Source organism: Oceanobacillus picturae, from assembly GCF_000612865.1.
GTDB lineage: Bacteria > Bacillota > Bacilli > Bacillales > Amphibacillaceae > Oceanobacillus_B > Oceanobacillus_B jordanicus.
Genome location: NZ_CCAX010000001.1, coordinates 2,036,605 through 2,059,016 on the forward strand (window position 1 = coordinate 2,036,605; position 22,412 = coordinate 2,059,016).

Consider the following 22,412-nt stretch of genomic DNA (forward strand, 5'->3'; position numbering starts at 1 on the left):
AAAAGAGCAATAACCCTTCATTGGTTAACGACCTTCTTGTCCCTATCAACCTACTTAAACCATATACTCTCACCAGTGTACTTGAAGCTTATTATCATTTGGATCAAAAAAGTGGAAATAAGCATGTCCGTTATCTTCTACAATATCCTCCACCTTAACCCCATGATCAATAAGGTGTTGATGAAAACCACTTAAATCCGGACTCGTAAAGCCAATGCTAAATACTGGTTCATTTTCGATCGTAAAATGTGCAAACGTTTCATCTTCACTAGGAACTAAGATAAGTAAAAAAGGTCCTTCATTTACTTTTATAATCGCATATGGATCCTCCGTTATGGATAACAACTGAAGCCCTAATACATCTCTATACCAATGTGAAGACTGATTTAAATCTCTAACAGGGATTCGAATATAATGTACTTGTTCTATAAATGATTTGCTCATCATTTTCTCTCCTTTAGTTAATTGGATATAAAACATTAAAATTAAATGCCTGGATGAAATGATTCCTGTGATTTTTTATGACAAAGACTTCAATACAAATCTTAATATATTTTATAAAAATAACATCATAGCTACCAATTCAATGCCATGATGTTTATTGGGTAATATCTTTAAAGTTCCTAGCATTGTGGATGATTCGAACTACTTCTACTGCATCATTATTAATTCGATAAATTATCCTGTAGTTAGATAATACTTTTTCTCTGACCTTTTCATCTTTCAGTTCCGGAACAATACGCCCAGAATGAGGGAAAACAGCAGCAGTTTCAATTGCTTCCATAATTCTTCTTGCAAACATCCTTGCATACTCTTCAGAGTCTTCAGCAATATAGGTACAAACGTTATCTAAATCTTTTACAGCAGATTCTGCCCACCTTAATTCAGCCATTTTCCTAATTTCTCCTTAACTACATCATGAGAAACAAATTTTTCAGCATCCAACTCTTTAAGCCCTTTATCAATTTTTTTTCTAACATAAAGCTCCTGCATAATATCATCGAGGGTTACATTTTCTGGTAAATCCTTAATTAGTTTAATTACTTCTTCTTTCGTGCTCATGCGACCTACCTCCTTGTTAAGGGTTTACAATTATTATAATACACATCGAACTATATAACATTAATATTTATACTAATGATCAAATTTGCTCCTGCATTCCGCAGCTTTTAATTGTGAAGTAGCAACAGCCTTGTTCCACTATTGCACCAGTTACTTTAAGTACATCTATCCATTTCTCTAACCTTCTGAAAACCACCGGAGTACCTGTCTTCTGTTTGAACAAACACAATGTAAGTGTCACCCAGTTTCCAACTGTGACCACTTTCCCATTCTTGAAAAGAATCATAGCCTCATTCTTCTAGGAACCACCCCCTAAATCATTAAAACAATCAATTTATTTATCTACCTGGAAATCACACTAACACCATGTTATCTATAACCGTTAAAAAATAAAAAAGCTGAAGACACCTCATCTCCAGCAAACTCCTGCTATGGTTTTACTACTTCCATATCCCCAAATACTTCTTCTTATACTTTTGGTCGTCCACCGTTTCAATCAAATCTAAAGCTGTCTGTTTAATAGACTCCTCATTGTAATGATCATATAAATTTCGCATGTTTTGTAGGATGTCGTTTCGAATTAAGGTATAATTTTTTTCATCTGTTCCTTTAAACCGCTCCACCATATATTCCATTAGCCTTTCTCTTTGCGGTGTTCCAGCAATGCCGACCTTCCATATGGATTGGAGGCTATGTCTAGCTGTCACGAACTTTTCATCTTTCGTTACCTCCCATAACAAAGGGAAATCATTCATCATTCTTATTTCTGGATCGCTTTTAGCTAGGTTGGCTAAATATTGTGCTGCACGAGAGCGTTGATGATTATCTTTATGGGTTAAGTCCTCTAAAAGTTGGTCCCATACTTCATATGCCCAATCAACCTTTTGGTCTGTTGCCTCTAAAATGGTTTGATATGCTTCAAAACGTTCTTCTTTATCGCCTGATTTCGATTTTTCGAATGCCAATTCCATTTGACTATCCATATTATCTCACCTCATTTTTTAAGTAAGTTGCGTCTGTAAGTGTCTATTACTGCTGGATGATCTGGATTAGATTCCCACACGTATCATTGAAAACAGCGATCGTCACATTCCCCATTTCTGCCGGTTCCATCGTAAACTGCACGCCTTTTTCCACTAGTTGTTTATACTCTTCATGAATATCTGCGACCCCAAACATGGTTACAGGAATACCTTCAGCAAATAACCGCTGTTGATAATCCTTTGCGGCCGGGTGTTCATTCGGCTCAAGTAAAAGCTCTGTTCCGTCTTGGTCATCTTGAGATACCAGTGTAATCCATCTATGTTCTCCTGTTGGAACATCGTGTTTTTTTACAAATCCTAACGTTTTGGAGTAAAATTCTAACGCCTTATCCTGGTCTTCTACAAATATACTATTCACAATAATTCTCATAATGGGTTCCTCCCTTATTTTGTTGGTTCCAAAAACGTATTACTCCACCCAGCCTTTCAGCAGGTCTTTAAGTGGTGCGTTGTTGAAAATAAGTACTCGATATTTCCCCTTTCTTTTCGATTCAACAAGCGCAGCATCCTCGAGTACTGCAAGGTGTTTTGCTATCGCTTGTCGTGAGATGGAAAGGTCATGCTTCATGATTAGTCGTGTTGTAAGTTCATACAACGTTAACTCATTGCGCTCGGCTAACTCGTCTAAAATAAGCCGCCGTGTTGCGTCGCTAAGTGCTTTGAATACCACATCTTTGTCCCAATTCATGTATCTAGTATAAGCAACCTTATAGTTGCATGTCAAGGATGTGCAACTAAATGGTTGCATGATCAAAATACTAATATGTTCTCCCCGTCATAACTTCTTACTATAAATTCCAATAAAAAAAGCCCGCTCCCAAAGAAACTTCTGGAAACAGACTCACGCTATCATTGGCTAGCTAATTTATTATCAATTTCTGATGTATCTACATTCTCGCCAAATAAATCTTTTAATTTATTCTTGGCTTTTAATTTGACTTCATCATCCACATATATTGCTACTTGAATTAAAGCGAAAAGTACCACACTTAAGTCATCAGCATATCCTGCACCAATGGCAAAGTCAGGGATAACATCGAGTGGTAAAATAAAGTAACCTAACGCCCCTACAATAGTTGCTTTCACTTTCATTGGAACATCTGGCTTTTGAAGTGTGTAGTACAGTAACAGCACAGCGTAAACTACTGATGTTCCGGCTTTCTTAGAAAACTTCTGTACCTTCTTCCAAAACCTCTCCTCAGAAAAATGCTCTTCGTGTTGGCTTATAACTTCAATATCAAACTTTTCAGCTTCGTCCTTTAAATCATCTACTAGTTCTTCTTCTATTTGAATTTCGTTGGTTTCCTCAATATTAGAAGACGATAATTCGTCTAGCTCTTCTTTCTTCTTAAATGGATTCTTAAACATGAAATCCCTCCAAGTGGATTAGTACATTATAAATTCATTTTACACCATAATTATCATTTAAAACACCATTGCAAATAACTGTGTACATTTCTCCCTATTCTTTTTCAGCAAAAAGGGGGCAACCCGTTGCTAATTAATTTTTACTTTTCTGTTAACAATGTTTTTTCAAGTTAGAAAATGTTACCATTAATAGGAGCTTTAGAGTTTTAAGGAGGTCCTGACAAATGGTAAAAACAGCTGGTTTTCAAGTTAGATTTATAGCATTATTTATCGACTTTATTATCTGTACCATTGGTATTGGCTTACTAAGCTTACTATTTTATGGACAGTTTTTTGCGTCTGATCAAAACTTTATCACCGATTATCTAGGCGTATTATACTCTATCCTCTTACCCGTAATATGGCAGGGCCGTACAATAGGGAAACGTCTAAATCATATTCGCATCATGAAAACCAATGGTGAGAATGTGACGCTAATAACGATGCTCATACGAACGATTGTCGGCAATTTAATTTATTTATTATCTTTTGGAATCTGTTTTATTATAAGCGCTTTTATGGTCGGAATGCGCGAGGATAATCGTTCTATTCATGATCTTATTGCCGGTACATATGTTACATATAAATAAGATCTTTTCTCAAGGGAAGGAAGTGGTTTTTATGAACAAAAAGTTTTAAGCGGGTTTATTGTGCACCCTTTTTGTTTTGCTGCTGTTTTTCTTAGTGACCTGGTTGAGATTTGAATCATTTATTATAGGTTTGGAAGGTCCGTTTGCAAAACAGGATATTATGATTTCCCCGTTGTATTTGGGTTATTTCATTACCCTGATTTCTTTATCCCTTTCTTTTTTTCTCAGTATGGGCAGATCAAAGAAAAGCAAATTCAGGATATGGGGAATTTTTATTATGGTACCAATTTCTTTACCCTTAGCCTATTCGCTTGGTATAACCTACTCTTTAATCGTGAGAAATCCTTGGGCAACAATGCTGATGTTCTATATATTCCCTTTGATATTTATCGCAGGACTTATTCTGTTATGTGTTGGGGTTTTTAAGAAAAATTAAGTAAGAAAGTATTAACCGCGTGGTTGTAAAATAAGCGATTACACTCATATCAGTATTATTACTATTACGAAAAGTGAACTCTCCACTAATCGAGCGCCATTCTTGAAAACAGAGTGGTCTTCAGGATCGGTCCACTTTGCTTAATAGAGATGGGAGGGATAAATTATGGAAGGTTCATTTATTGGTACTATCGTGCTCTGGATTATAGGTTTAGTTATTCTATATTTTGTGATTTATACTGCAGTAAAAGATGGGATCAACAAGTCTCTAGTTGGGCAAGTTCTTGAGAAGAAATATGATGTTAAAGAGGAAAAGAAATCATTCCTCGATAATGATTTGGATAGTGACTGAAGAAACGCTTTAAACAATCGGTCATGTTAATTGAAAACCTATCATTAAAAATCGGAAAGGAAGGAATAACTTGGAACTCTTACTATTTCCTGTTACTTTGTTTTTCTATATCGGAATACCACTCGCTATCATTTTCTTTTTAGTATGGATCTACAAAATAAAGAAGAACAGCGAGTTAAGCACTAGACAAAACCAAAGAATTATTCGTTTACTAGAGGATATTAGTAAAAAATCTTGACTGCTTCAAATGTCTGATTGCTACCATTAGGCACTTAACCGGAATAGAGATTAGAAACGGGCCCGTTACTAGAATGTTAGGAGGACGAGAGATGAGAAAAAAATTAAGAAACTTAGGATATGTATTATTTTTGGCGGGAACCGTTTTATTCGGAATCATGCATCTCGCAATCGCTTTATACATACCTAGTATGGGCGGTTGGGGAGACCCACCCGGTCTGATAGCTACTGTTTTGTCTGAAATCGCTGGCTGGGTTCCGTATGTTTTAAGCATTATTTTCATGATTATTGGTGCTTTTCTAATAGCTATTGATTTAAGCAATAACTCTAGCTTATGGCAAAACATAAATGCAGATGAGAGAAACCAGAAGTCTGGCGCAAAACAAAATACAGAAGAGATAAAATAGTATCATGCTATTAAATTGAATCATGCAGGGAGTGAAGGTTTATATTTTTCTCACGTTGGACGTTATTTCAGGGCATTATAATCGCACTACTAATCGTTCTAGGTTTCATAGCAGATATATTTAAGAAAGATATAGGCGTACCCGCTTCTTCAACAGCTGTACTAAATATACAGCCAATGATGACAGCTTTATTTTTAGTTATCATAATAGGTCTATTGAGTCTTTCCATGTACTTTCAAACAAAGAAAAGTGACACATTCCTAAAGCACCAATTATGGGATAAAATGTATATCGTTATGCCGGTAATTGTTTTTATGTCTTTGGTTCTTGTTATGATTTTATTTTTGACGGGTCCACTAAGTGAGGTAACGCAGAGCAATCGATGGCTTATATATGTAGTAATGTAATGTATTACATGTTCTTTGTAATCAATATGACTGTTTTAGCAATTATACATAAAGTAAAAAAGAATACTATATCCATTGAACATAAGATCGGTTATTCATTTGTTATCACATCATTAGGTCTCTTACTCGTTATTTTTATACTGTAACTGTCTTACTAGTTATTTAGATAAATTAGGATTAGATATGGGGGATTAATATGGAATTTGATTCAATTTGGATTGCATTAGGAATTGCTGCTGCAGGATATTTTATAGGGAATGGGCTCAAGAATTTTAACAATCCGGATGCTAAAGATAGTCTCAGCGAACTCTTTAGCGAAGACGATGAACACGAATTGATCAAAGAGAATGAAGTCCATTACTTTATAGGGATTTCTAAAGAAGATGCGAAGAGCTTGATTCAAGATTATCCAGACATACCCCACGTCACGATAAATAATAAAATATATTACCCTAAAGCGAAACTTCGTAAATGGTTATCTGATTTAGGGGTATAAATGTAAAGCTCGGCGCTATTCCGGAATAAGGATTGGCGCCTATATTGCAAACAGGTCAGATTGTAGGGAACCATGGGGGGAATTATGTGAAGAAGGGATGGGTTTCCTGGTGGATCGCAAATGGTATCTGGATTGCTCTTTTTGCAATAGGTACATTTGTTGTCTGGACAAGAGAGGTTGACGGTGCGGGTGTAACTCAATCACCTGAACTAAAACTTGTGGCATTTATAGTATTATTGATTGCGTTTATAATTCCATTAACTATTCAAATTGTATGGATGATTCTTAATCAAAAAAAGGGTAGGTCAAGTTAAGCAATCTGGTGCGTTTGTTTGTAAACTAGTGGTGTTCCAGGATGGGGCGAAATTGCTGTATAAACGATTGCGCCTAGATTGCAAAGGAGCTATTTTGTGAGAACTTGCAGGTTTTAAAGAAAGGCGTGTACATATGATAAAAGCTATTACAAAAATATTCCTTCACCCATTGTTTCGTTTTTTCATATTCTTAGTGGCTACCGTGTGGCTTACTTTACTGGGGATTGCAGAAAGCGGGTTATTTCGTTGGGTTGATTTTATATTGGCTTTCATATTATTGGGATCCGTAATCGAAAATGGAGTAAAGTCTGTAGCATATTTCCAAAAAGATCAGCATGGCTAAAGTAGAGCGATTAATAAGTAATAGGGCGCTTTTCCGGAATAAGGAGTGACAGCTTCTCCTTCCATAAAGCCAGTTTGCTATTTAAATTTTTAGGGGTGATAAATTGTACAGAACAAAAGAAACACCGAAATGGAATGGATCTACTGTCCAACCAAAAAGGAAAGTAATCATCAGCTTATTTATTATTCTATGTGGAGTGCTGCTTATGCAAGGTTGTAACATGGAAGATGCAAATAAGAAGGACATCGCAAGCGAAAAGGTAAGGGATTTGTTTCAAGATGAAGATTTTAAAAAAGTGAAAGAAGATGGATCGGGTAGGATAAAAGATTCAACAGACCAAGAAAACATTAATGAAGCATCAGAAGCAATAGAAGAGATTGATATAAGCGATGAGGAGAGAGAGACCATTGCATTTGTATTCGGCCTTCGGTCCGCTGTCCTTGTAGCGCAAAATCAATTAAATGAACGGGATGTTGTACCGAAGTCATCTAAAAACACCGATTCACAAGACGACCAAATAGAAGAAGATTTACCTGACTATCAGCCAGGTGAAAATGATGTTGTTTTGAAAAATAGTGAACTAAAGAATAAAGAAATCCTTGAAGAATTTATGAAAGTCGCTGGAGAAAACGGCAAAAATAATACTAGTGAAATTAGAGTAGTGAAAGATGAAGGCTCACAAGGTGTGCTGGTTTATGATTTAAAATCAATGTACGACAAAAATGCGGACCAAAGTTGGATTCGGGTTAAGCCAGATGTGAGTCACTATCGGGCATTAGAAAATGAAGTACAGGATGTTTTTAATAATGCACCGCAGCAATGTGGATATATGTCAAAAGATGAAAAAGAAGGGTTTTATAAATTATTTGAATGTCGAACACATTGGGAATACCGGTTACTTCCTATTGTAAATCAGTGATGAGATATAATCATTTTCCCTAATACGATTGGGCACGCATCTAGAATTGTATGTTTTCACTGAACAAGCTTTTCGTCCATTAATGTTTCATAGGAGAAACCCTTCACAAACCACCTGGCATAGGACCTCTATACTGAAAAGTAAGTGTCAACTAAGAAAGAAGACCACCCAAAAAGTAATCGTCTTCTAATGTTTATAGTATTATCAGTATGGTTGGACAGCGCAACCATACTTCCGTTAAAGTTTTGTTCTTTACAAATAAGACTCTCGCTCGTTTAACAAGCTAAATAAAAAAAGCAAGTATAGAAGTGCTCCTACTAAACTCGCCTTTAGCTATTTGCCTTGACTGTTAATTCATCTATATTTATAACAGCTTTCAATTGTTGTAACAAATCCAATCCAATGATACCGTCCAAGTCAAAACCATAATTCATCGCACCAATTTCTAAAGTTAAATCTTTTGCTTTCATGTCTCCAATTTTAACCGAGTCAACCACCTTTGAATACACAAACTCTGATCCACCAACGCCACTAATGCGATATATCATATCATTTTCTTCCGCAACAATTCCTATTGATTCTGCTAAGTCTGTTGATACAACTGTACTTCCTGAGCCAGTATCAACTAAGACACGTTGTAAATGAAGTAATTGTCCGTTAAATATTAGTTCCATATCCGTAAGTAATAAACCGCCTTCAATAATTAGCTTTTTCACTATTTCCTTACACCTACCCATTTTTTCTCAATGATATTAGGCTCCTTACGGCTAGTGTGAAGAACATATAATTCACGACGAGGATCATTTCGATGGATTTTTTGATACGCTCTCATTGCATCTGGAGAATTAGAAAATTTCTTCAAGGGAGCAATCTCATCTAAAATACGCTCACTCTCCTCATTTGTATGTGCTTGAACAGCTTCTATTAAAACCCATTGTTCCGGAAACGCTTGGCACACATCTTCCCAATTCATTTATCTCACCTCCAGAATATTTACTTATATTGTATCATGATAAAGTAAAGATGTAATGACACAGATGAGAGGTCCTCGTTTGTTAAAGGGTGCTTCCCTTAGTAAAAAATAAAATTTACGAACAAACTAAGTATTATCATCAGAATAATTCCGGTTGCCATAAAATTTAGTACGCAATTTGGCTAAAATCTACCACAATTGCGGCCGTAGTTATATAAAATTATTCGGATATTAACCCCTTAGACATTTTAAAATTAACTAACGTAATCCCTTTACGCTCTACCGTTTGAGGTTCGATTACCTGGTACCCGCGGCGTTCAAAGAATGGTTTTGCTGTGATATTTGCCTCTGTCTCTATTTGCGGAAGTCCGATTTTTCTTGCTTCAGACTCAAGCCTATTCATTAACGCCGTTGCAATTCCCTGTCCCTGAAAATCTTTACGAACGAAAAGTCGATCAAGGTAACCATTCTGAGTCATGTCACCGAACCCTACAATTTCATCATTAGTTTCTGCAATATATGTAATGTTACGAACGAATGAATTCTTCCAATTTATTAGCTTCGCATCCATCTCATCTTTCGGTGCCCAGGCATTAAGTTGTTCCTTTGTGTAATCTCGTGCGTTGACAGCATGTACTGTTTCGTAAAATAAAGAAACCATCTGATTGATATCTGCACTTTGAAAGACCCTAATTCGCATATGTTGTATCTCCTTGCCACTTTGTTCACTCTAATTTTTAGGCTCTTGCAATTCCCTTCCCGCCTATGGGTGACGATGTATTCATTTTTTCTATTCCCACAATTATCGGTTTGGCTTTTTGGATTAATGTTTGAGATGCTTCCAATGATAAGGAAGCGCGATGGGCATTCTCGTCACTCCAAACCTCGTAAACATAAATGGAGTCCTTATTGTCATCATCTAAACTCACGACATACAACTCACATTCATCTATTCCCTCCATCGATTTCGCTGCCTCCAACAACATTTCTGCCAAAGCATCCCTTTTCCCTTCAACCGCAGTAAACCTGTTATATAAACCGAATTTATTCAATTCCATCCCTCCATTTAAAAAAAGTGTAATATAAGGTAATTCCATTTAATCTCTACTAATCCTTCTTTTATTCCCCAAGCGAGCACGATAATTTAATTTCTGTCTGAACGGTAAACGAGTTGAACAACGCCGGAGGAGAACGTTCTTGTATTCATCAAATTTAAATTTAGTCTATGCTTTATATCACGAAATAATGGTTTTCCTTCTCCTAATACTACAGGGTGAACAGATAATCTGAACTCATCAACAAGCCCAAAATCGATAAACGTTGTGAAGAGGCTTGACCCGCCGTATAACCAAATGTCTTTACCAGGACTGTTCTTTAATTGGGTTACTTCCTCGGAAATATTTTCATTTACAAAGATTGCTTTATTATCAGACCTGCTTGCCTTTCTGGAAAAAACATATTTTTGCTTGCTGTGTACCAATTCCCACATTTCTTTTTCATCGTCAGGAGCATCTGTTGCTGGAATATATTCTCCCCATAAATCGTAACTCTTTCTCCCATACAAGATGGTATCGATTTGATTTAGAAAATGAGTAAATTCCATTTCAGGATCCATGATGCACCAATCAATTTCTCCATTTTTACCTTCAATAAATCCATCTAACGTAACTGCTAAATCTAAGATTATCTTTCTTGATCCCATTATTTTTCTCCTTTCGTTTTCAACAAACTACCTTCTATTAAAAACGATAACGCATTCTATTCCATTTGCCTACTCCCTAATATCACTTCAACGCATCAAAAACAACTTCTGCAGCCTCCGAGATTAGCGCATCGTCATAGTCTGCATCCTCGGTATCATGGCGGGACATAATCGCAATAACAATTGGTTCTCTATCTGGTGGCCAAACAACTGCAATATCATTTCTCGTTCCGTACGTTCCTGCCCCACTCTTATCACCGACTACCCAGCCTTCAGGTGCGCCAGCACGAATTAGCGTATCACCTGTCGCATTGCCCTGCAGCCAATCCGTGAATAGTTCACGCTTTTCCACTGTTAGCAAGTCGCCTACTGCAAACTTCTTAAGATTGGTGGTCAGGGCTTTAGGTGTGCTGGTGTCACGGGTATCTTCTGGATTGAACTCATTCAATTCTGTTTCGTATCGATCAGCCTGTGTAACCTCATCACCGATTTGTCTTAGCGCTTCCTCAAATTTAGCTGGCCCTCCCAATGCTTCAAATAATAGATTTCCAGCGGTGTTGTCACTTGTGCGAACTGCCGCTTCCCCTATTTCTATAAGAGTCATGCCCGTATCTACGTGCTTCTCCGTAACCGGCGAATAGGGAACCAGGTCATCTACCGTGTATGTGATGATTTCGTTAAGCTCTTCCTTAGTGTTCTCCTTCAGCACAAAGGCTGCGGCCAACGCCTTGTATGTAGATGAAAAGGCATAACGCTCCTCAGCTCGATATGCAATCGTCTGATTCGACCCTGTATCAAGCGCATAAACACCAAGCTGTGCGTCAAAATCATCCTCTAGTGCGGCGAACTGCTCATCTAGCTTAGCACTTTGTCCGTTTTCGTTCTCCTCTTTTGGTGAGGATTCGGTTGAACTGTCTGCCTCCGCACAGGCTACGAGCGAAATCAGGGCTAGTAAAGACGTAAACAGAATAAACTTCTTCATGCTCAATTTTTTCAAGACCAAAACCTCTTTCTTATTATTAGAATTTAGTATAAATCGTTTCTTCCTACAAATTCTGCTCACACACGATAAAAGACCAAGATATAACAGGTATTTACAACCTACATTATGCATGATTGCGCTTAAAAATCAATATGTATAAGGAACTATACGTGTTACACTTGTTGTTGAAAATTTACTAATTTACGTATTTTAAAAGAGGCATAGATGATCTCATTGAATACGATACACTCGTGGAAGTAGCCGATGCTGATAATCTTAGTTCCCAAGTTGTTGAGAACAATCCACACAAGCGTATCATTCTATAAAAAGACAACAATGGGTAGCCACTTTTCAAGAGCATTTATTATAAGAACACAGACACATCAAATACACAAAAAAGCATGCCACAAAATACAAATCACGCATTTTGCGATAGCTTTCTTAAGTTAGCCACCCGCTCTAAGCATTCTAACGCTCAAATAAGCGTCCTCTATTTAGTCCATTAAAATAAGCACTTCCTATTCAAGAAAGCGCTCGTTAGTTGAATAGTTAAGTTTTTTAAACAAAAAACTTAATTCACCTATTACTAATAAAATAGCTTAGTATATTCTGTCTGTGTATCAGCGATATGATAAATATAAATCGTATCCTCGATCTTACGATAAATTGCTACATGCTTTTTAGAAATTACCATACGGTAACCTTGTTCATTCAACCATGTATCGGCTGTCATGGTACTCGAATCTGGGGAATTCTCCAGTCGTTCAATCTTATTCAATATATAGTTACTGACCTTCGTTGCCGTTTGCAAATCAAACTGTATCAAATAATAATCCTGAATCTTTTTTAAGTCTTCCCAGGCGGAAGGCAGAATTTCAATTTTATACTTCATCTGCTCGCTCGCTTAGTCTTCTTCTTGCCTCAGAAATACTGAGGGTTTCTGCTCCACTGATTCTTTCTTGCTCTGCCTGTAGAACTTTTAAACGGAGCTGTAAAATTTGTTCCCTTTTTTCAAAGGCATCAATACTCATGAGAACCATATCCCCCTCGCCATTCTTTGTTATATATATAGGCTCTTTGGTTTCCTTTGCAAGATTTGATATTTTAGCATAATCATTTCTTAATGCTGCTGATGGTTTTATTATCATAACTTCACGCTCCTTATATCAATTAATTGCTATAATTATATTACCATTCTCATATAAATTACAGCGGTAAAATACCTACATACCATTCATAACATAATATCTCCATAGTATTATCAATGTTTTTATATAAAGTGAACCTTCAATCAGTGGGGGTTTTCGTTCTCCCCCCACTGATTGTTAGTTGAATGAATCGGTATGTTAGTCCGTTTACTCCCACTAAAAACTAACGGTTTCACCTCATGTTTTGAAGTGGGAGTCTTACGGACGGTTGCACCGGGATAAAAACACGGTTACATATCACTGAGCAGCTTGTTTAATAATAACGCCCTTATCTGGAAAACTCGAAATCAAGGGGCGGGAACTGGACATGGCTGTTGCTGTCTAAAATGAGTATATCGCTAAATTTTGATACTTTCTTACCTAATCAAAAAGGCCCGTCCCCAAGACGGGTACAGACCTTTTAACTTCATTATACACTTTTAACCAATCACTTCGTTGTAAACTTGGCCTTCACCGTCTTCCCCAATACTCATAATTTTTAAACGCTGCTCATCTAGAATATATACAGACTTGTACACAGGCTTACCATTATTTTCATAAAGGATTACTCTACTATTTCCTTCGTCGTTCTCCACGTTTATCGATTCGAAATCGGAGCCTATTTCATTTTCAATCACCTCTAGCTCTGGCCAATCACTTTCATTTTCAGCAAAAAAGCTTGTAGCATTCTCTTCTCCGCTCCCACAGGCGGCTAGCAATCCCGTAGATAAAAACACCGCTAATGTCAATTTTAAAAATTTTTTCATACCAAGTCCTCCGTTTATTAATTCTTTCCTTACACTTTTAGAGATTAATAATAACTTCCAACTCACCTTATAACTTTAACTTTGTAAGGCCTACAATTGGGCTTGACCTATATTCAGGCTGTTGGTTTTTTAAGCTCATTAATAAAAATGGCTGCAATAATCAATAAAACGCCAACCCATTGTATGAAGCTGACAGATTCGGAAAGAATAATCATCGCTGAAACAATAGCAACAGGTAATTCTATAGAGCTTAAAATACTTGCAAGTCTACCAGAAATAAGCGGAGCGCCTCCTGCAAAGAAGGAAGATGGTATGACGGAACCGACTAAAGCAACTCCTGCACCAATTAACCATAAGCGACTATCAAGAGGATCAACTGAAGGAATATCTTGAAAAAATACGACACAAACAAGAATGAATGATCCGGTCACCATCCACGTACTTTTGATCAAAGGGGGTTGTTCCACAGCTACTTGCCCACTAAAAAAAATAAAGCCTGCATAGGCAACCCCTGATAATAACCCTAAAATTAATCCTGTTGTAGATATGTCTATCAATTCTCCTCCTATAATATCAGAAGCAAAGAAGACGCCTAACAACGTGACCAATAACGACATGTAATTCATTTTAGTTGGTTTTGTTCCATTAAAAATTCGCTCATAGATCATGCCAATCCATACGAATTGAAATAAAAGGATGATGGCAATAGATGCTGTTAAGTACTGTAAAGCCCCATAATAAAATATACTCGTCAACCCAACTGTTGTGCCTGTAGCAAGAACCTTTAAAATATCCCGCTTTGATATACGTGATACCTTCATTCTTTTTACTAACGTCACACTCCACAGAAGCAATAAAGCGATAAACATCTGCACAAGATTTAGTTGTCCTAGTGAATACCCGTTGGCAAATCCTGTTTTCACAAAAACAGGCGTAAACCCAAAACTTGCAGCTCCAATTAATACTAGAACTACCCCTTTAATACTCATAGAAAAATCTCCTTAACTAATATGAGATAACGATTGATAAATGAATTAGTATTACACTCTATAGAGTACAATACAGTCGATAGTGTAACATAGTTACACTAAAAAAATTAATAAACCAGCTTCTACTCTATTAATGAAACATTTTGCAACGACTTCATTAAAGGATGCAGCATCATAAAGTGAAACTTCAATCAGTGGGGGTTTTCGTTCTTACCCCACTGATTGTTAGTTAAACGAATCGGGGTGTTAGCGTCCATTTACTCCAACTTAAACATCACGGTTTTACTTCATGTTTGAAGTAGGAGTCTTACGGACGGTTGCATCGGGATAAAAATAACATAGTTTCTTCAAGAAAGAGAAATCATTCCACCCTTTAATCAAATACCAATCATCACACACACTAGATTCACTAAGTTCGAAAGCACGTCTTTCATTATTCGTTTGCCTCTAATCCCATGTTTTTAACTTTATTACGAACAAAACACCCACCACAACCAACTAAAAACACCCGAATTGGGTGTTTTTCCTTTTGTCAGAATTATTTGTGGTATTTTTTAGGCGATAGAGAGGTGTTCATAGTGGAAGGGTTCGGTTTACGATTAGAAAATCTTCGCGAAAAGGCTGGCTATACACAGCAGGAAATAAGCTTCAAATTGGGATATTCCCAAAATGCATTTGGAAAATATGAAAGAGAAGAACGCAGGCCAAGCTATGAAGCGCTCATCCAGATAGCCGATCTTTTTCAGGTGCCGATTGATTCCCTGTTACGAGGAGAAGAACCAGTTTATTTAAAGAACTACCGCAAAATAAATGACGTTCTTAATCTATTAGAAGACGCAGGATATAAGCAGCCGTTTCTATTAGATGTGAACAGTTGGACCAGACTAGGGGAAAAGGAACTTCACGACCTCTCCCACTACTTCTATTGGCAGGTACAACAAGCAGCAAAGAAAGAAGACTAGCATCCCCGTTCTCCCCCTCTTCACCAAGACAGAAATGGCATCTCCCCTCTCCAATCCACTAAAGGAGGCATTTCATGTCAAAACCCTACAGCTTTGAAGAAATTTACGAGCAGAACAAGCGACGCATTCATTACCACATCCACAAGCTTAATCTCCAAGACCCCCATAAGGAATACTACCAGGAAGGGCTGATCGCCATGTGGCAGGCCTATGAGAAGTACAACCCCGACAAAGGCCCCATGGCTACTTACTTCAATTACACTATCCGCCATAAACTCATCGACTTGCTTCGAAAGGAAACGAACGACTCCCTCAAGCAACAAAACTATCTCGATAGCCAAGCTCCCTTATTACCCCAAGCATCTCCTCCCGTAACATATAACGAACTCCCACAACTACTCAAGGAAATAAAATCCCTCCTTACCGAAAAACAATGGAAATGGTTTTATCATGCCATTTTATTAGGTATGCCCATGAAGGAAATTGCTGTACAGGAAAATACGAGCGTTGAAGCTGTGAAGAGTTGGGGCAAAGATGCAAGAAAGAAATTGAGAAAACTACATTTTGAAGAAAGACTGAAGGAAGAATAGCGCAAACTTCCACAGTAAATAAGTAGATTATAAAGGAGGACTATCCATGCCAATTAGAAAGAAAAAAAGACCCTTGTATCAAGTTATTCTCCCAACACCTGTAATAATTGAAGATCAGGGTGTTGAGAAGGAGGTAATCGCATTTCGAGATAACCATGGCTTTATTCTGACTAAAGGAGAGATAATAGAAGCTAGAGATGAACTAATAAAAGAAATTGAAAGATCCAAAGAATTCTATGTACTGGAGGGAGTTGAGGAGGCCATTCGGATAGAGAATATGAAAACATGCCTTTCCTCCCCTTCATTCGAGATGGAAAATTCACGGTTCCCAATGCTAATTTAAAAAAGAAACATAATTGGTTTGTACCAAGGTCTGTGGTCAATATATGAGATGAAGTACTTCAATACGGTTGGCTAAAACCATTCTGGCTAAAGTGCTAATTGTGCTAATCCCTCTTCTTATATAAATTAAAACCCAAGTTAAAAAGCAATAGTAAGAAAACAAACGGAGTAAAAAACCAGATTGGCCTCCAATCTATTTGTCCATCTCGAATCAGACTCGCAATCATAGGACCTATGACGACACCCACAATTCCACCAAGAAATGACTTCCATCTTTTACTCAAATTACCCCTCCCCCTATTTCGTTTAGACGTTATGCTTTATTAAAGGTTAACGTGAGATTGCTGTATGGTCAAATCAAAACGCGTTAGGGACCGTACCCATTTACAGAGAAAGGTCATAACATTTTTAGCCATTAAAAAACTCCCTCATGCACTCTAGCAGGTATGTGAGGGATTATATTTCCTTGTGCCGCCTTGTGGGGTTCAGTCTATTAGCCGCACATGTACCATGTATAGGCTGTCTTTAATATTTTATGAATCTTCTACATAATGCTTCGAATACTGTCATTGGCATCTTTTAGAATTTATTTGGGCTTAGTTGACTACATGAAAACAGCTATTGGAATCCAATAGCTGTTGTTTTATCCTATCAATAAGTCTTCTCTAAACCACTGCTTCTAACTCTTTCCCTCTCTTCGCTTCCTTCGCCATTGCTTCCATTGCGACTTGATTCAGGTAATTGACTGGTTTGTTGTAATGTGGTTGGAAAAAGAAATCTGTTAAAGCTAATTGCTCAATCGTCATATTGTTGGAGATCCCAACGCTTATTGTATTGATTGCCTGTGTAAAGTCAGCATCAGAAATGACTTGCGCACCAACAATACGATGTGTTTCTAATTCATAGACAAGCTTCAATTGGATAACCGCGTTTTCTGGCATAAATTCCGGACGATAATTATCTGTGATCAACGCACTCCCTACAGATAATCCTGCTATTTTTGCACTTGTTTCCGTTAAACCAGTTGAGGCGATGTTATGGTTGTAGATCTTTAACCCTGACGTTCCTTGTGTTCCAGGGTGAGGTAACACAGGGTTTACGAGGTTATGCGCCACAAGCGTTCCCATTCTAACCGCGTTGGTTGCCAATGGGATATAAGTCGGTTGTTGGGAAGCATTATTATATACCGCACAGCAATCCCCCGCTGCATACACATCTTCCCTACTTGTTTGCATATATTCATCCACGATAATGGCACCATTGCCTAACATATCCACTTGCCCTTTAACTAGCTCTGTATTTGGTCTAAATCCAATACACATCACAACAAGGTCTGCGTTATATTCCCCTTTATCCGTAATGACCTTTTCTACTCCATTGGCTCCTTCGAATTTTGCAACGGTTTGGCCAAGGGCTAATTCAATGCCACGTTGTTCAAATGTCTCTTCTACTGGAGCTGTAAATTCCGCATCTAAATAACGATTTAAAATGCGTTCTTCACTATCAATTAAGGTCACGTTTTTGCCATTTTCCTCAAAGGCTTCCGCAAGCTCAATCCCAATATAGCCCGCTCCGACAACTACCACATTCTCGACTGGTTCTGAACGTTTAATGATCTCCTTGGCATGGTAAAAGTTCTTACATAACAATACGTTATCTAAATCAGAACCAGGAATTGGTGGTGTTACGGGCCAAGAGCCAGATGTAATGATCAACTTATCATAGCTATAGTCTTTTATGGCCTGTGTTTTCATATCTTTTGCTTGTAATTGTTTAAGATTCATATTGCAGGAGGTCACTTCATGATTCATATGCATCTGTACACCTTGTTTCTCAAATTGTTCTACGGAAGCATAAAACAGTCCATTCGGATCTTCTACCACTCCGCCTACATAAAGCGCAATTCCACAAGATAGGAAGGAAACATTATCGTTCTTTTCAAAAACATCGATCTGTGCGTTAGGGTAAAGATTTAACATATTATTAATCGCTGCTGTTCCTGCGTGTGTACACCCAATAACTGCTACTCTCATTATTCAACACTCCCATTTGTTAGTTAGTTTGTTCAGCATTTCACATGTTACTGAATACTAGCTCCATGTGATTATGTGTTTATTATAATACATTGTTCAGTATTTCACAATATATATTTATGAAGTTCACAAGATTGACAAAGGTGGAAAGGAGATATTTTACTTAGTCTATAGCATAATCGGATAAAAGAATTTCTATATGGACATTGCCTTTAGAGCTATAAACTGCTTTAAGTACTTTAATAACTGTTCTTACTTCTGCCAAATCTGCACAATTAATCGTAACTATTGGCTCTACTTCCTCAAAAGGTTCATCGTCAATGATAATGATATACTCCTCATCAAAACTGACAACACTTACCCATTTCGGCATTTCTGATATTGGCTTTTCAATGAAATCATAATCTCTTATGGTCTCATTGTACACCCACTCACCATTAGTTGTATCAAGTTCTACTGCATTTTCTTGTCTTTGTATTTTTGAATTGCCAATTTGAAAAAATAATTCACTAAGTAACCACATACAAATCGCCCCGCTTATTTAAAATTAGTATCTAATTAATCTTGCTCCAGGAATAACCTGATTACAAGATGGACAGCGATATCTCAACCCCATTTTCTCATGTATCTCTTTCTTAATAATTATCCAGGGATAGAGCTGTATTTCATCCGTAGCCCAATTATTTACAGTATGACTATCCCAAAGTTCGGAATCAGTTTCTTCACTACATTGAGGACAACCAATCTGTTCATTAACGTAAGGTTTATTCCCAACTACTGAATAAGCAAACACATACTCCTGACATTTATCACACATATACTTATCAGTAGAAATCTCTTTATCACAAATAACACAGTTGCCACTATAAGTCATAATTAATTCAGATGTCATAGGATTTCTCCTTTACAAATCATGATGGTATATTAACTTTCGCTTGATAAATATCTTTTAATTCATTTAATAATATTTTTTGGTCAATAAGTAGGTGCGGACGTAAATGATAATAGTCTAACTTGTTTTTATGTAGCTTCCCAAAAAATGAGATTCCTGATTCCTGTATTCTTCTATTCCATAAGGATTTGATTTACTGTAAATGTTTGTATCGCTTTTCACTATTTATCCCCCAGCCAAGACAAATCCATGGATGTCCTTGTAGCTCTTCTGCAGAAGGTACAACCTCCATCGGATCAATTACATTCTTCTCTGCTAATTCTTCAAAGTTCAATATTGCATCTACATTTTTGGGGTCCCTCAAGGAAAATAAATTGTAGATTTGAACCCTCCCGTTTAATTGATTTGTATTATAAATTTTTTCAACCAATTGGACCATTTGCCTCATAGTAGGGTCAATGTCTACTCTATGTTGTTCAATGACCCCCTCTTTCAAAATATCAAGTTCTTAAGGCTTAGCTCTACCCGGATTTAATAACAGAAAGCTCCCAATCGACTTTTTACTAGTACCCCATTGTAAATATGCTGACTTCCTAAAGATAATCCCATCTTTCTTTAGAAAAACACCAAACGCTTGAACACTTTTCAATATTCATCATCTCCCAACTCTTAGTCTAATGTTATTCTAATATCGTAAAAAAATTAATATCCCCTAAACTTGTGTAGGCAACTACTTAACTCTTGGTTCTTTTGAATGAATTCGAGTAAATATTTTTCAGTAATAATAAACTGCTCTCCATTTTTCTTCTTGGTAGCTAAAATTTGAATGTTATTATGAGTAACTTGGAAACTATGTATAATCCTATTTCTCATTTGAACAATTTCATTAAAAAGAGAAGCAATTCTTGTATCCGAAAATTTAGTTATATTTTCCTTAATTGGTTGAGCAAGTTCACCTGATGTGCCATCAATTAATTGACTCCAACTATATTCATCACTCTCACTGTGAGCAAGTATATTCTCAATAATAAACGCATTATTGGAGTTGAAAACACACATTGCACTTCCTAATAACTCTTGATACTCTCTAGAAGGTAAAGCTTGCCTACTATATTAACTCCTCACTTCATACTATTTTGTCTCTTTAAGAAAAAATTTTGTTATAGATTAACCCTTGGTTCTATGATATACATATTCTTAACTAATGCCTAGAATTTTCTATCATGTTCTATACTTCCAACTTTTCTCTATTTTAAAATAACTGCCAAGTTCTCTTGACAGCCAAAATTTTTCAGGTTCCCTCTACATCACTCCATAATAAACCACATACCATTCCGCGAACTGCTGCAGACCTTCTTCAATTGTTGTCTCAGGTTTAAAACCAACAGCTTCCTGAAATTGCTCTGTTGATACATAGGTTACTAGGACATCTCCAAGTATAATAGGTTCAAATACTTTCTCGAAGTCTACTTCTTTGCCTAGAGCATTCCCTCCCCAAACATCTCTCTATTGTAGTAATAAAGGTCATGAGTTTCTCTTTACTGTTGTTACCTTTATCGAATACTTTATATTGCACATCGCCTTCTGGGGCGTGTGTGGTATATAATTCCCATTTGCCAAATACCCCTTTATTGTTTCAACAACATGGCATGATTCCCTTACTCCGTTTGTATATAATTGTAGTATTTGACGCTTGCGTTTATAAGTCTATGTTAAGAGCTTCTTATTAACTAGCCCCTTTAACCTCCTCCAACATCCATCCCATCAATTCTTTCCGATCAACCAACCGAACCTGATTGGAACGCGCTAACTTTTTAGCCTGGTCGGTAAAAAAGCTATTGGTCACTACCCAGCATTCATCCACGCTATAATAGCTTCTAGCTGACACGACTTCTTGTACAGCTTTCACGCCTACGTTTTTCTTATATCGTTTTGCTTGTACCGCAATTTTCTTTCCTTTACCAGTTAAAAGGAGATCTGCCCCATAGTCGCCACTTGCTGGTGTGATTTTTACGTTATAACCTTTTCCTTTGAACAAGGCGTGTAAATATTCCTCAAACATTCTTCCTGACATTTTATCAACTTCTAGCATGCCAGATTTTCTTAGCTTGTTTTCTCGAATTGTGTTTACTATTATTCCAGCGATGGTAGAACCAATCACTATCAAGAAGCTACCGACTAAAATAAAAGGTACTGCAGGATGCGAATTTATGAGAGTCCAAAGTAATTCCCACCCCATTTTAAACCCCTCAAAGAAACCTTCCATCACAAACTACTCCCCTAATGTTATTAAAATGGCTGCCGAGTCATACTCGACAGCCACTGTTTTCAGAACTTTACTTCACTCCATAATAATCCACATACCAGTCCGCAAACTGCTGCAGACCTTCTTCAATTGTTGTCTCAGGTTTAAATCCTACTGCCTTCTGCTATTGTTCAGTAGATGCATAGGTTGCTGGTACATCGCCAGGCTTAATTGGTTCAAATACTTTTTTTTACTCTACTTCTTTACCTAAAGCATTACCTAAGCATTTCTCTAACGTGGTAATAAAGGTCATAAGCTTCTCTGGACTGTTATTTCCGATATTGAATATTTTATGCTGTACATCGCCTTCTGGAGCGTTGCTGAGCAATCTTTCAATACCTTCTACAATATCATCAATGTAGGTGAAATCGCGGTATAGATCGTTCTCAAAGTCGCCGTTATTGAAAATCTTGATTGGCTCACCAGCAAAGTATTTATCTGCAAAACCGAAATATGCCATATCTGGTCTACCCATTGGGCCATAAACTGTAAAGAAGCGTAGCCCTGTTGCTGGGATATTATACAGATGGCTATATGTATGTGCCATAAGCTCATTTGATTTCTTTGTAGATGCATACAGAGATACTGGGTTGTCTACAAAATCAGTTTCCTCAAAAGGTACTTTTTTGTTAGCTCCACCCATTTATTCAATTCTCAGTAATCAAACTAAGTTTTA

General features: G+C 37.0%; 34 protein-coding genes and 3 pseudogenes. 9 read left to right on the forward strand and 28 right to left on the reverse strand.

What is annotated here, in order from left to right:
* Positions 1 to 69: 69 nt before the first annotated feature.
* The 8 genes and pseudogenes from BN988_RS10220 to BN988_RS10255 all read right to left on the reverse strand — a co-directional run bounded on the left by BN988_RS10220 (position 70) and on the right by BN988_RS10255 (position 3,341).
* The gene (locus BN988_RS10220) at positions 70 to 444 is read right to left on the reverse strand and encodes a VOC family protein (protein ID WP_036575877.1); all 375 of its coding nucleotides are present in this window, start codon (positions 442 to 444) and stop codon (positions 70 to 72) included.
* A gap of 154 nt (positions 445 to 598) precedes the next feature.
* Positions 599 to 892: a type II toxin-antitoxin system RelE/ParE family toxin gene (locus BN988_RS10225; RefSeq protein WP_036575879.1), complete on the reverse strand. Its 294-nt coding sequence runs from the start codon at positions 890 to 892 to the stop codon at positions 599 to 601.
* Positions 880 to 1,062 carry a hypothetical protein gene (locus tag BN988_RS10230; protein WP_036575881.1) on the reverse strand — a complete coding sequence of 61 codons (183 nt, stop codon included), beginning with the start codon at positions 1,060 to 1,062 and terminating at the stop codon, positions 880 to 882. Before BN988_RS10230 ends, BN988_RS10225 begins: the two co-directional genes overlap by 13 nt.
* Positions 1,063 to 1,262: 200 nt before the next feature.
* A pseudogene (locus BN988_RS19465) lies at positions 1,263 to 1,379 on the reverse strand (VOC family protein); the annotation flags it as partial.
* 123 nt (positions 1,380 to 1,502) lie between these two features.
* Entirely contained in the window at positions 1,503 to 2,045 is a 543-nt protein-coding gene (locus BN988_RS10240; RefSeq protein WP_036575886.1) for a hypothetical protein, read from the reverse strand.
* A 46-nt stretch (positions 2,046 to 2,091) separates the two neighbouring features.
* Entirely contained in the window at positions 2,092 to 2,475 is a 384-nt protein-coding gene (locus BN988_RS10245) for a VOC family protein (RefSeq protein WP_036575888.1), read from the reverse strand.
* Positions 2,476 to 2,514: 39 nt separating this feature from the next.
* On the reverse strand, positions 2,515 to 2,793 hold the full coding sequence (locus BN988_RS10250) for an ArsR/SmtB family transcription factor (protein ID WP_036575890.1): 279 nt from the start codon (positions 2,791 to 2,793) through the stop codon (positions 2,515 to 2,517).
* 161 nt (positions 2,794 to 2,954) lie between these two features.
* Entirely contained in the window at positions 2,955 to 3,341 is a 387-nt protein-coding gene (locus BN988_RS10255; protein WP_390620595.1) for a YkvA family protein, read from the reverse strand.
* Positions 3,342 to 3,697: 356 nt separating this feature from the next.
* Here BN988_RS10255 and BN988_RS10260 point away from each other — a divergent pair, with 356 nt between their 5' ends.
* The 6 genes from BN988_RS10260 (at position 3,698) to BN988_RS10290 (ending at position 8,012) form a co-directional block, all read left to right on the forward strand.
* Complete coding sequence (locus BN988_RS10260; protein WP_036575894.1) at positions 3,698 to 4,102, forward strand: RDD family protein; 405 nt, start codon at positions 3,698 to 3,700, stop codon at positions 4,100 to 4,102.
* Positions 4,103 to 4,703: 601 nt separating this feature from the next.
* The gene (locus BN988_RS10265) at positions 4,704 to 4,889 is read left to right on the forward strand and encodes a hypothetical protein (RefSeq protein WP_036575896.1); all 186 of its coding nucleotides are present in this window, start codon (positions 4,704 to 4,706) and stop codon (positions 4,887 to 4,889) included.
* Between the two features lie 329 nt (positions 4,890 to 5,218).
* Positions 5,219 to 5,533 carry a hypothetical protein gene (locus BN988_RS19090; RefSeq protein ID WP_187120241.1) on the forward strand — a complete coding sequence of 105 codons (315 nt, stop codon included), beginning with the start codon at positions 5,219 to 5,221 and terminating at the stop codon, positions 5,531 to 5,533.
* A gap of 603 nt (positions 5,534 to 6,136) precedes the next feature.
* On the forward strand, positions 6,137 to 6,436 hold the full coding sequence (locus BN988_RS10275) for a hypothetical protein (protein ID WP_036575898.1): 300 nt from the start codon (positions 6,137 to 6,139) through the stop codon (positions 6,434 to 6,436).
* An 86-nt stretch (positions 6,437 to 6,522) separates the two neighbouring features.
* Positions 6,523 to 6,750 (forward strand): DUF3923 family protein, encoded by a 228-nt coding sequence (locus BN988_RS10280; RefSeq protein ID WP_036575900.1) that lies wholly within the window; start codon positions 6,523 to 6,525, stop codon positions 6,748 to 6,750.
* A gap of 446 nt (positions 6,751 to 7,196) precedes the next feature.
* Positions 7,197 to 8,012, forward strand: coding sequence for a hypothetical protein (locus BN988_RS10290; protein WP_036575905.1), 816 nt, complete (start codon positions 7,197 to 7,199; stop codon positions 8,010 to 8,012).
* A gap of 329 nt (positions 8,013 to 8,341) precedes the next feature.
* On the opposite strand, the gene BN988_RS18370 is transcribed toward BN988_RS10290, so the two are convergent.
* The 10 genes from BN988_RS18370 to BN988_RS10340 all read right to left on the reverse strand — a co-directional run bounded on the left by BN988_RS18370 (position 8,342) and on the right by BN988_RS10340 (position 14,612).
* A complete protein-coding gene (locus tag BN988_RS18370) occupies positions 8,342 to 8,728 on the reverse strand; it encodes a retropepsin-like aspartic protease (protein ID WP_051557810.1) in 387 nt (128 codons plus the stop codon).
* Entirely contained in the window at positions 8,728 to 8,985 is a 258-nt protein-coding gene (locus BN988_RS10300) for a hypothetical protein (RefSeq protein WP_036575907.1), read from the reverse strand. Before BN988_RS10300 ends, BN988_RS18370 begins: the two co-directional genes overlap by 1 nt.
* Before the next feature lie 220 nt (positions 8,986 to 9,205).
* Entirely contained in the window at positions 9,206 to 9,685 is a 480-nt protein-coding gene (locus BN988_RS10305; RefSeq protein ID WP_036575910.1) for a GNAT family N-acetyltransferase, read from the reverse strand.
* 37 nt (positions 9,686 to 9,722) lie between these two features.
* Positions 9,723 to 10,037, reverse strand: coding sequence for a putative quinol monooxygenase (locus tag BN988_RS10310; RefSeq protein ID WP_036576630.1), 315 nt, complete (start codon positions 10,035 to 10,037; stop codon positions 9,723 to 9,725).
* A 92-nt stretch (positions 10,038 to 10,129) separates the two neighbouring features.
* The gene (locus tag BN988_RS10315) at positions 10,130 to 10,687 is read right to left on the reverse strand and encodes a dihydrofolate reductase family protein (protein WP_036575914.1); all 558 of its coding nucleotides are present in this window, start codon (positions 10,685 to 10,687) and stop codon (positions 10,130 to 10,132) included.
* Positions 10,688 to 10,769: 82 nt separating this feature from the next.
* Entirely contained in the window at positions 10,770 to 11,669 is a 900-nt protein-coding gene (gene bla / locus BN988_RS10320) for a class A beta-lactamase (RefSeq protein ID WP_081779428.1), read from the reverse strand.
* A 586-nt stretch (positions 11,670 to 12,255) separates the two neighbouring features.
* Positions 12,256 to 12,561 carry a type II toxin-antitoxin system RelE/ParE family toxin gene (locus BN988_RS10325; RefSeq protein WP_036575919.1) on the reverse strand — a complete coding sequence of 102 codons (306 nt, stop codon included), beginning with the start codon at positions 12,559 to 12,561 and terminating at the stop codon, positions 12,256 to 12,258.
* Complete coding sequence (locus BN988_RS10330) at positions 12,551 to 12,817, reverse strand: type II toxin-antitoxin system Phd/YefM family antitoxin (protein WP_036575922.1); 267 nt, start codon at positions 12,815 to 12,817, stop codon at positions 12,551 to 12,553. The genes BN988_RS10325 and BN988_RS10330 overlap by 11 nt, the downstream gene beginning before the upstream one ends.
* A 479-nt stretch (positions 12,818 to 13,296) precedes the next feature.
* Positions 13,297 to 13,623 carry a hypothetical protein gene (locus BN988_RS10335; protein WP_036575923.1) on the reverse strand — a complete coding sequence of 109 codons (327 nt, stop codon included), beginning with the start codon at positions 13,621 to 13,623 and terminating at the stop codon, positions 13,297 to 13,299.
* Positions 13,624 to 13,736: 113 nt separating this feature from the next.
* Positions 13,737 to 14,612 carry an EamA family transporter gene (locus tag BN988_RS10340; RefSeq protein WP_036575925.1) on the reverse strand — a complete coding sequence of 292 codons (876 nt, stop codon included), beginning with the start codon at positions 14,610 to 14,612 and terminating at the stop codon, positions 13,737 to 13,739.
* A 578-nt stretch (positions 14,613 to 15,190) separates the two neighbouring features.
* Here BN988_RS10340 and BN988_RS18375 point away from each other — a divergent pair.
* From BN988_RS18375 to BN988_RS10355, 3 genes are all read left to right on the forward strand, one after another.
* Positions 15,191 to 15,574 carry a helix-turn-helix domain-containing protein gene (locus tag BN988_RS18375; protein ID WP_051557812.1) on the forward strand — a complete coding sequence of 128 codons (384 nt, stop codon included), beginning with the start codon at positions 15,191 to 15,193 and terminating at the stop codon, positions 15,572 to 15,574.
* Between the two features lie 74 nt (positions 15,575 to 15,648).
* Positions 15,649 to 16,164, forward strand: coding sequence for a sigma-70 family RNA polymerase sigma factor (locus BN988_RS10350; protein WP_036575928.1), 516 nt, complete (start codon positions 15,649 to 15,651; stop codon positions 16,162 to 16,164).
* Between the two features lie 46 nt (positions 16,165 to 16,210).
* Entirely contained in the window at positions 16,211 to 16,507 is a 297-nt protein-coding gene (locus BN988_RS10355; RefSeq protein WP_036575930.1) for a hypothetical protein, read from the forward strand.
* Between the two features lie 103 nt (positions 16,508 to 16,610).
* Here the strand turns inward: BN988_RS10355 and BN988_RS10360 are convergent, their stop codons facing one another.
* From BN988_RS10360 to BN988_RS10395, 10 genes and pseudogenes are all read right to left on the reverse strand, one after another.
* Positions 16,611 to 16,790 carry a hypothetical protein gene (locus BN988_RS10360; RefSeq protein ID WP_036575933.1) on the reverse strand — a complete coding sequence of 60 codons (180 nt, stop codon included), beginning with the start codon at positions 16,788 to 16,790 and terminating at the stop codon, positions 16,611 to 16,613.
* Between the two features lie 381 nt (positions 16,791 to 17,171).
* Complete coding sequence (locus tag BN988_RS10365) at positions 17,172 to 18,539, reverse strand: FAD-dependent oxidoreductase (protein WP_036575934.1); 1,368 nt, start codon at positions 18,537 to 18,539, stop codon at positions 17,172 to 17,174.
* 163 nt (positions 18,540 to 18,702) lie between these two features.
* The gene (locus BN988_RS10370; RefSeq protein WP_036575937.1) at positions 18,703 to 19,062 is read right to left on the reverse strand and encodes a hypothetical protein; all 360 of its coding nucleotides are present in this window, start codon (positions 19,060 to 19,062) and stop codon (positions 18,703 to 18,705) included.
* Between the two features lie 24 nt (positions 19,063 to 19,086).
* Complete coding sequence (locus tag BN988_RS10375; RefSeq protein ID WP_036575940.1) at positions 19,087 to 19,431, reverse strand: hypothetical protein; 345 nt, start codon at positions 19,429 to 19,431, stop codon at positions 19,087 to 19,089.
* 193 nt (positions 19,432 to 19,624) lie between these two features.
* Positions 19,625 to 19,927 (reverse strand): hypothetical protein, encoded by a 303-nt coding sequence (locus tag BN988_RS18380; RefSeq protein ID WP_147629707.1) that lies wholly within the window; start codon positions 19,925 to 19,927, stop codon positions 19,625 to 19,627.
* A 12-nt stretch (positions 19,928 to 19,939) separates the two neighbouring features.
* On the reverse strand, positions 19,940 to 20,080 hold the full coding sequence (locus BN988_RS18885; protein ID WP_155988283.1) for a hypothetical protein: 141 nt from the start codon (positions 20,078 to 20,080) through the stop codon (positions 19,940 to 19,942).
* A 53-nt stretch (positions 20,081 to 20,133) separates the two neighbouring features.
* Entirely contained in the window at positions 20,134 to 20,490 is a 357-nt protein-coding gene (locus tag BN988_RS10385) for a hypothetical protein (protein WP_051557818.1), read from the reverse strand.
* A gap of 243 nt (positions 20,491 to 20,733) precedes the next feature.
* Positions 20,734 to 21,022 (reverse strand): annotated as a pseudogene (locus tag BN988_RS19200) (NAD-dependent epimerase); the annotation flags it as partial.
* 135 nt (positions 21,023 to 21,157) lie between these two features.
* Complete coding sequence (locus tag BN988_RS10390; RefSeq protein ID WP_231495215.1) at positions 21,158 to 21,697, reverse strand: restriction endonuclease; 540 nt, start codon at positions 21,695 to 21,697, stop codon at positions 21,158 to 21,160.
* Between the two features lie 70 nt (positions 21,698 to 21,767).
* Positions 21,768 to 22,373: pseudogene (locus BN988_RS10395) on the reverse strand (NAD-dependent epimerase/dehydratase family protein); the annotation flags it as partial.
* Positions 22,374 to 22,412 lie beyond the last annotated feature (39 nt).

Coding starts and splice junctions, on each gene's coding strand:
- BN988_RS10325 (WP_036575919.1), bottom strand. CDS start 12,561: ATGAAGTATAAAATTGAAATTCTGCCTTCCGCCTGGGAAGACTTAAAA.
- BN988_RS10355 (WP_036575930.1), top strand. CDS start 16,211: ATGCCAATTAGAAAGAAAAAAAGACCCTTGTATCAAGTTATTCTCCCA.
- BN988_RS10390 (WP_231495215.1), bottom strand. CDS start 21,697: ATGGAAGGTTTCTTTGAGGGGTTTAAAATGGGGTGGGAATTACTTTGG.
- BN988_RS10335 (WP_036575923.1), bottom strand. CDS start 13,623: ATGAAAAAATTTTTAAAATTGACATTAGCGGTGTTTTTATCTACGGGA.
- BN988_RS10365 (WP_036575934.1), bottom strand. CDS start 18,539: ATGAGAGTAGCAGTTATTGGGTGTACACACGCAGGAACAGCAGCGATT.
- bla (WP_081779428.1), bottom strand. CDS start 11,669: ATGAAGAAGTTTATTCTGTTTACGTCTTTACTAGCCCTGATTTCGCTC.
- BN988_RS10375 (WP_036575940.1), bottom strand. CDS start 19,431: ATGACATCTGAATTAATTATGACTTATAGTGGCAACTGTGTTATTTGT.
- BN988_RS10250 (WP_036575890.1), bottom strand. CDS start 2,793: ATGAATTGGGACAAAGATGTGGTATTCAAAGCACTTAGCGACGCAACA.
- BN988_RS10385 (WP_051557818.1), bottom strand. CDS start 20,490: ATGTGTGTTTTCAACTCCAATAATGCGTTTATTATTGAGAATATACTT.
- BN988_RS10260 (WP_036575894.1), top strand. CDS start 3,698: ATGGTAAAAACAGCTGGTTTTCAAGTTAGATTTATAGCATTATTTATC.
- BN988_RS10275 (WP_036575898.1), top strand. CDS start 6,137: ATGGAATTTGATTCAATTTGGATTGCATTAGGAATTGCTGCTGCAGGA.
- BN988_RS10220 (WP_036575877.1), bottom strand. CDS start 444: ATGAGCAAATCATTTATAGAACAAGTACATTATATTCGAATCCCTGTT.
- BN988_RS10265 (WP_036575896.1), top strand. CDS start 4,704: ATGGAAGGTTCATTTATTGGTACTATCGTGCTCTGGATTATAGGTTTA.
- BN988_RS10350 (WP_036575928.1), top strand. CDS start 15,649: ATGTCAAAACCCTACAGCTTTGAAGAAATTTACGAGCAGAACAAGCGA.
- BN988_RS10230 (WP_036575881.1), bottom strand. CDS start 1,062: ATGAGCACGAAAGAAGAAGTAATTAAACTAATTAAGGATTTACCAGAA.
- BN988_RS10340 (WP_036575925.1), bottom strand. CDS start 14,612: ATGAGTATTAAAGGGGTAGTTCTAGTATTAATTGGAGCTGCAAGTTTT.
- BN988_RS10225 (WP_036575879.1), bottom strand. CDS start 892: ATGGCTGAATTAAGGTGGGCAGAATCTGCTGTAAAAGATTTAGATAAC.
- BN988_RS10240 (WP_036575886.1), bottom strand. CDS start 2,045: ATGGATAGTCAAATGGAATTGGCATTCGAAAAATCGAAATCAGGCGAT.
- BN988_RS10370 (WP_036575937.1), bottom strand. CDS start 19,062: ATGTGGTTACTTAGTGAATTATTTTTTCAAATTGGCAATTCAAAAATA.
- BN988_RS10330 (WP_036575922.1), bottom strand. CDS start 12,817: ATGATAATAAAACCATCAGCAGCATTAAGAAATGATTATGCTAAAATA.
- BN988_RS10245 (WP_036575888.1), bottom strand. CDS start 2,475: ATGAGAATTATTGTGAATAGTATATTTGTAGAAGACCAGGATAAGGCG.
- BN988_RS10300 (WP_036575907.1), bottom strand. CDS start 8,985: ATGAATTGGGAAGATGTGTGCCAAGCGTTTCCGGAACAATGGGTTTTA.
- BN988_RS10305 (WP_036575910.1), bottom strand. CDS start 9,685: ATGCGAATTAGGGTCTTTCAAAGTGCAGATATCAATCAGATGGTTTCT.
- BN988_RS19090 (WP_187120241.1), top strand. CDS start 5,219: ATGAGAAAAAAATTAAGAAACTTAGGATATGTATTATTTTTGGCGGGA.
- BN988_RS10315 (WP_036575914.1), bottom strand. CDS start 10,687: ATGGGATCAAGAAAGATAATCTTAGATTTAGCAGTTACGTTAGATGGA.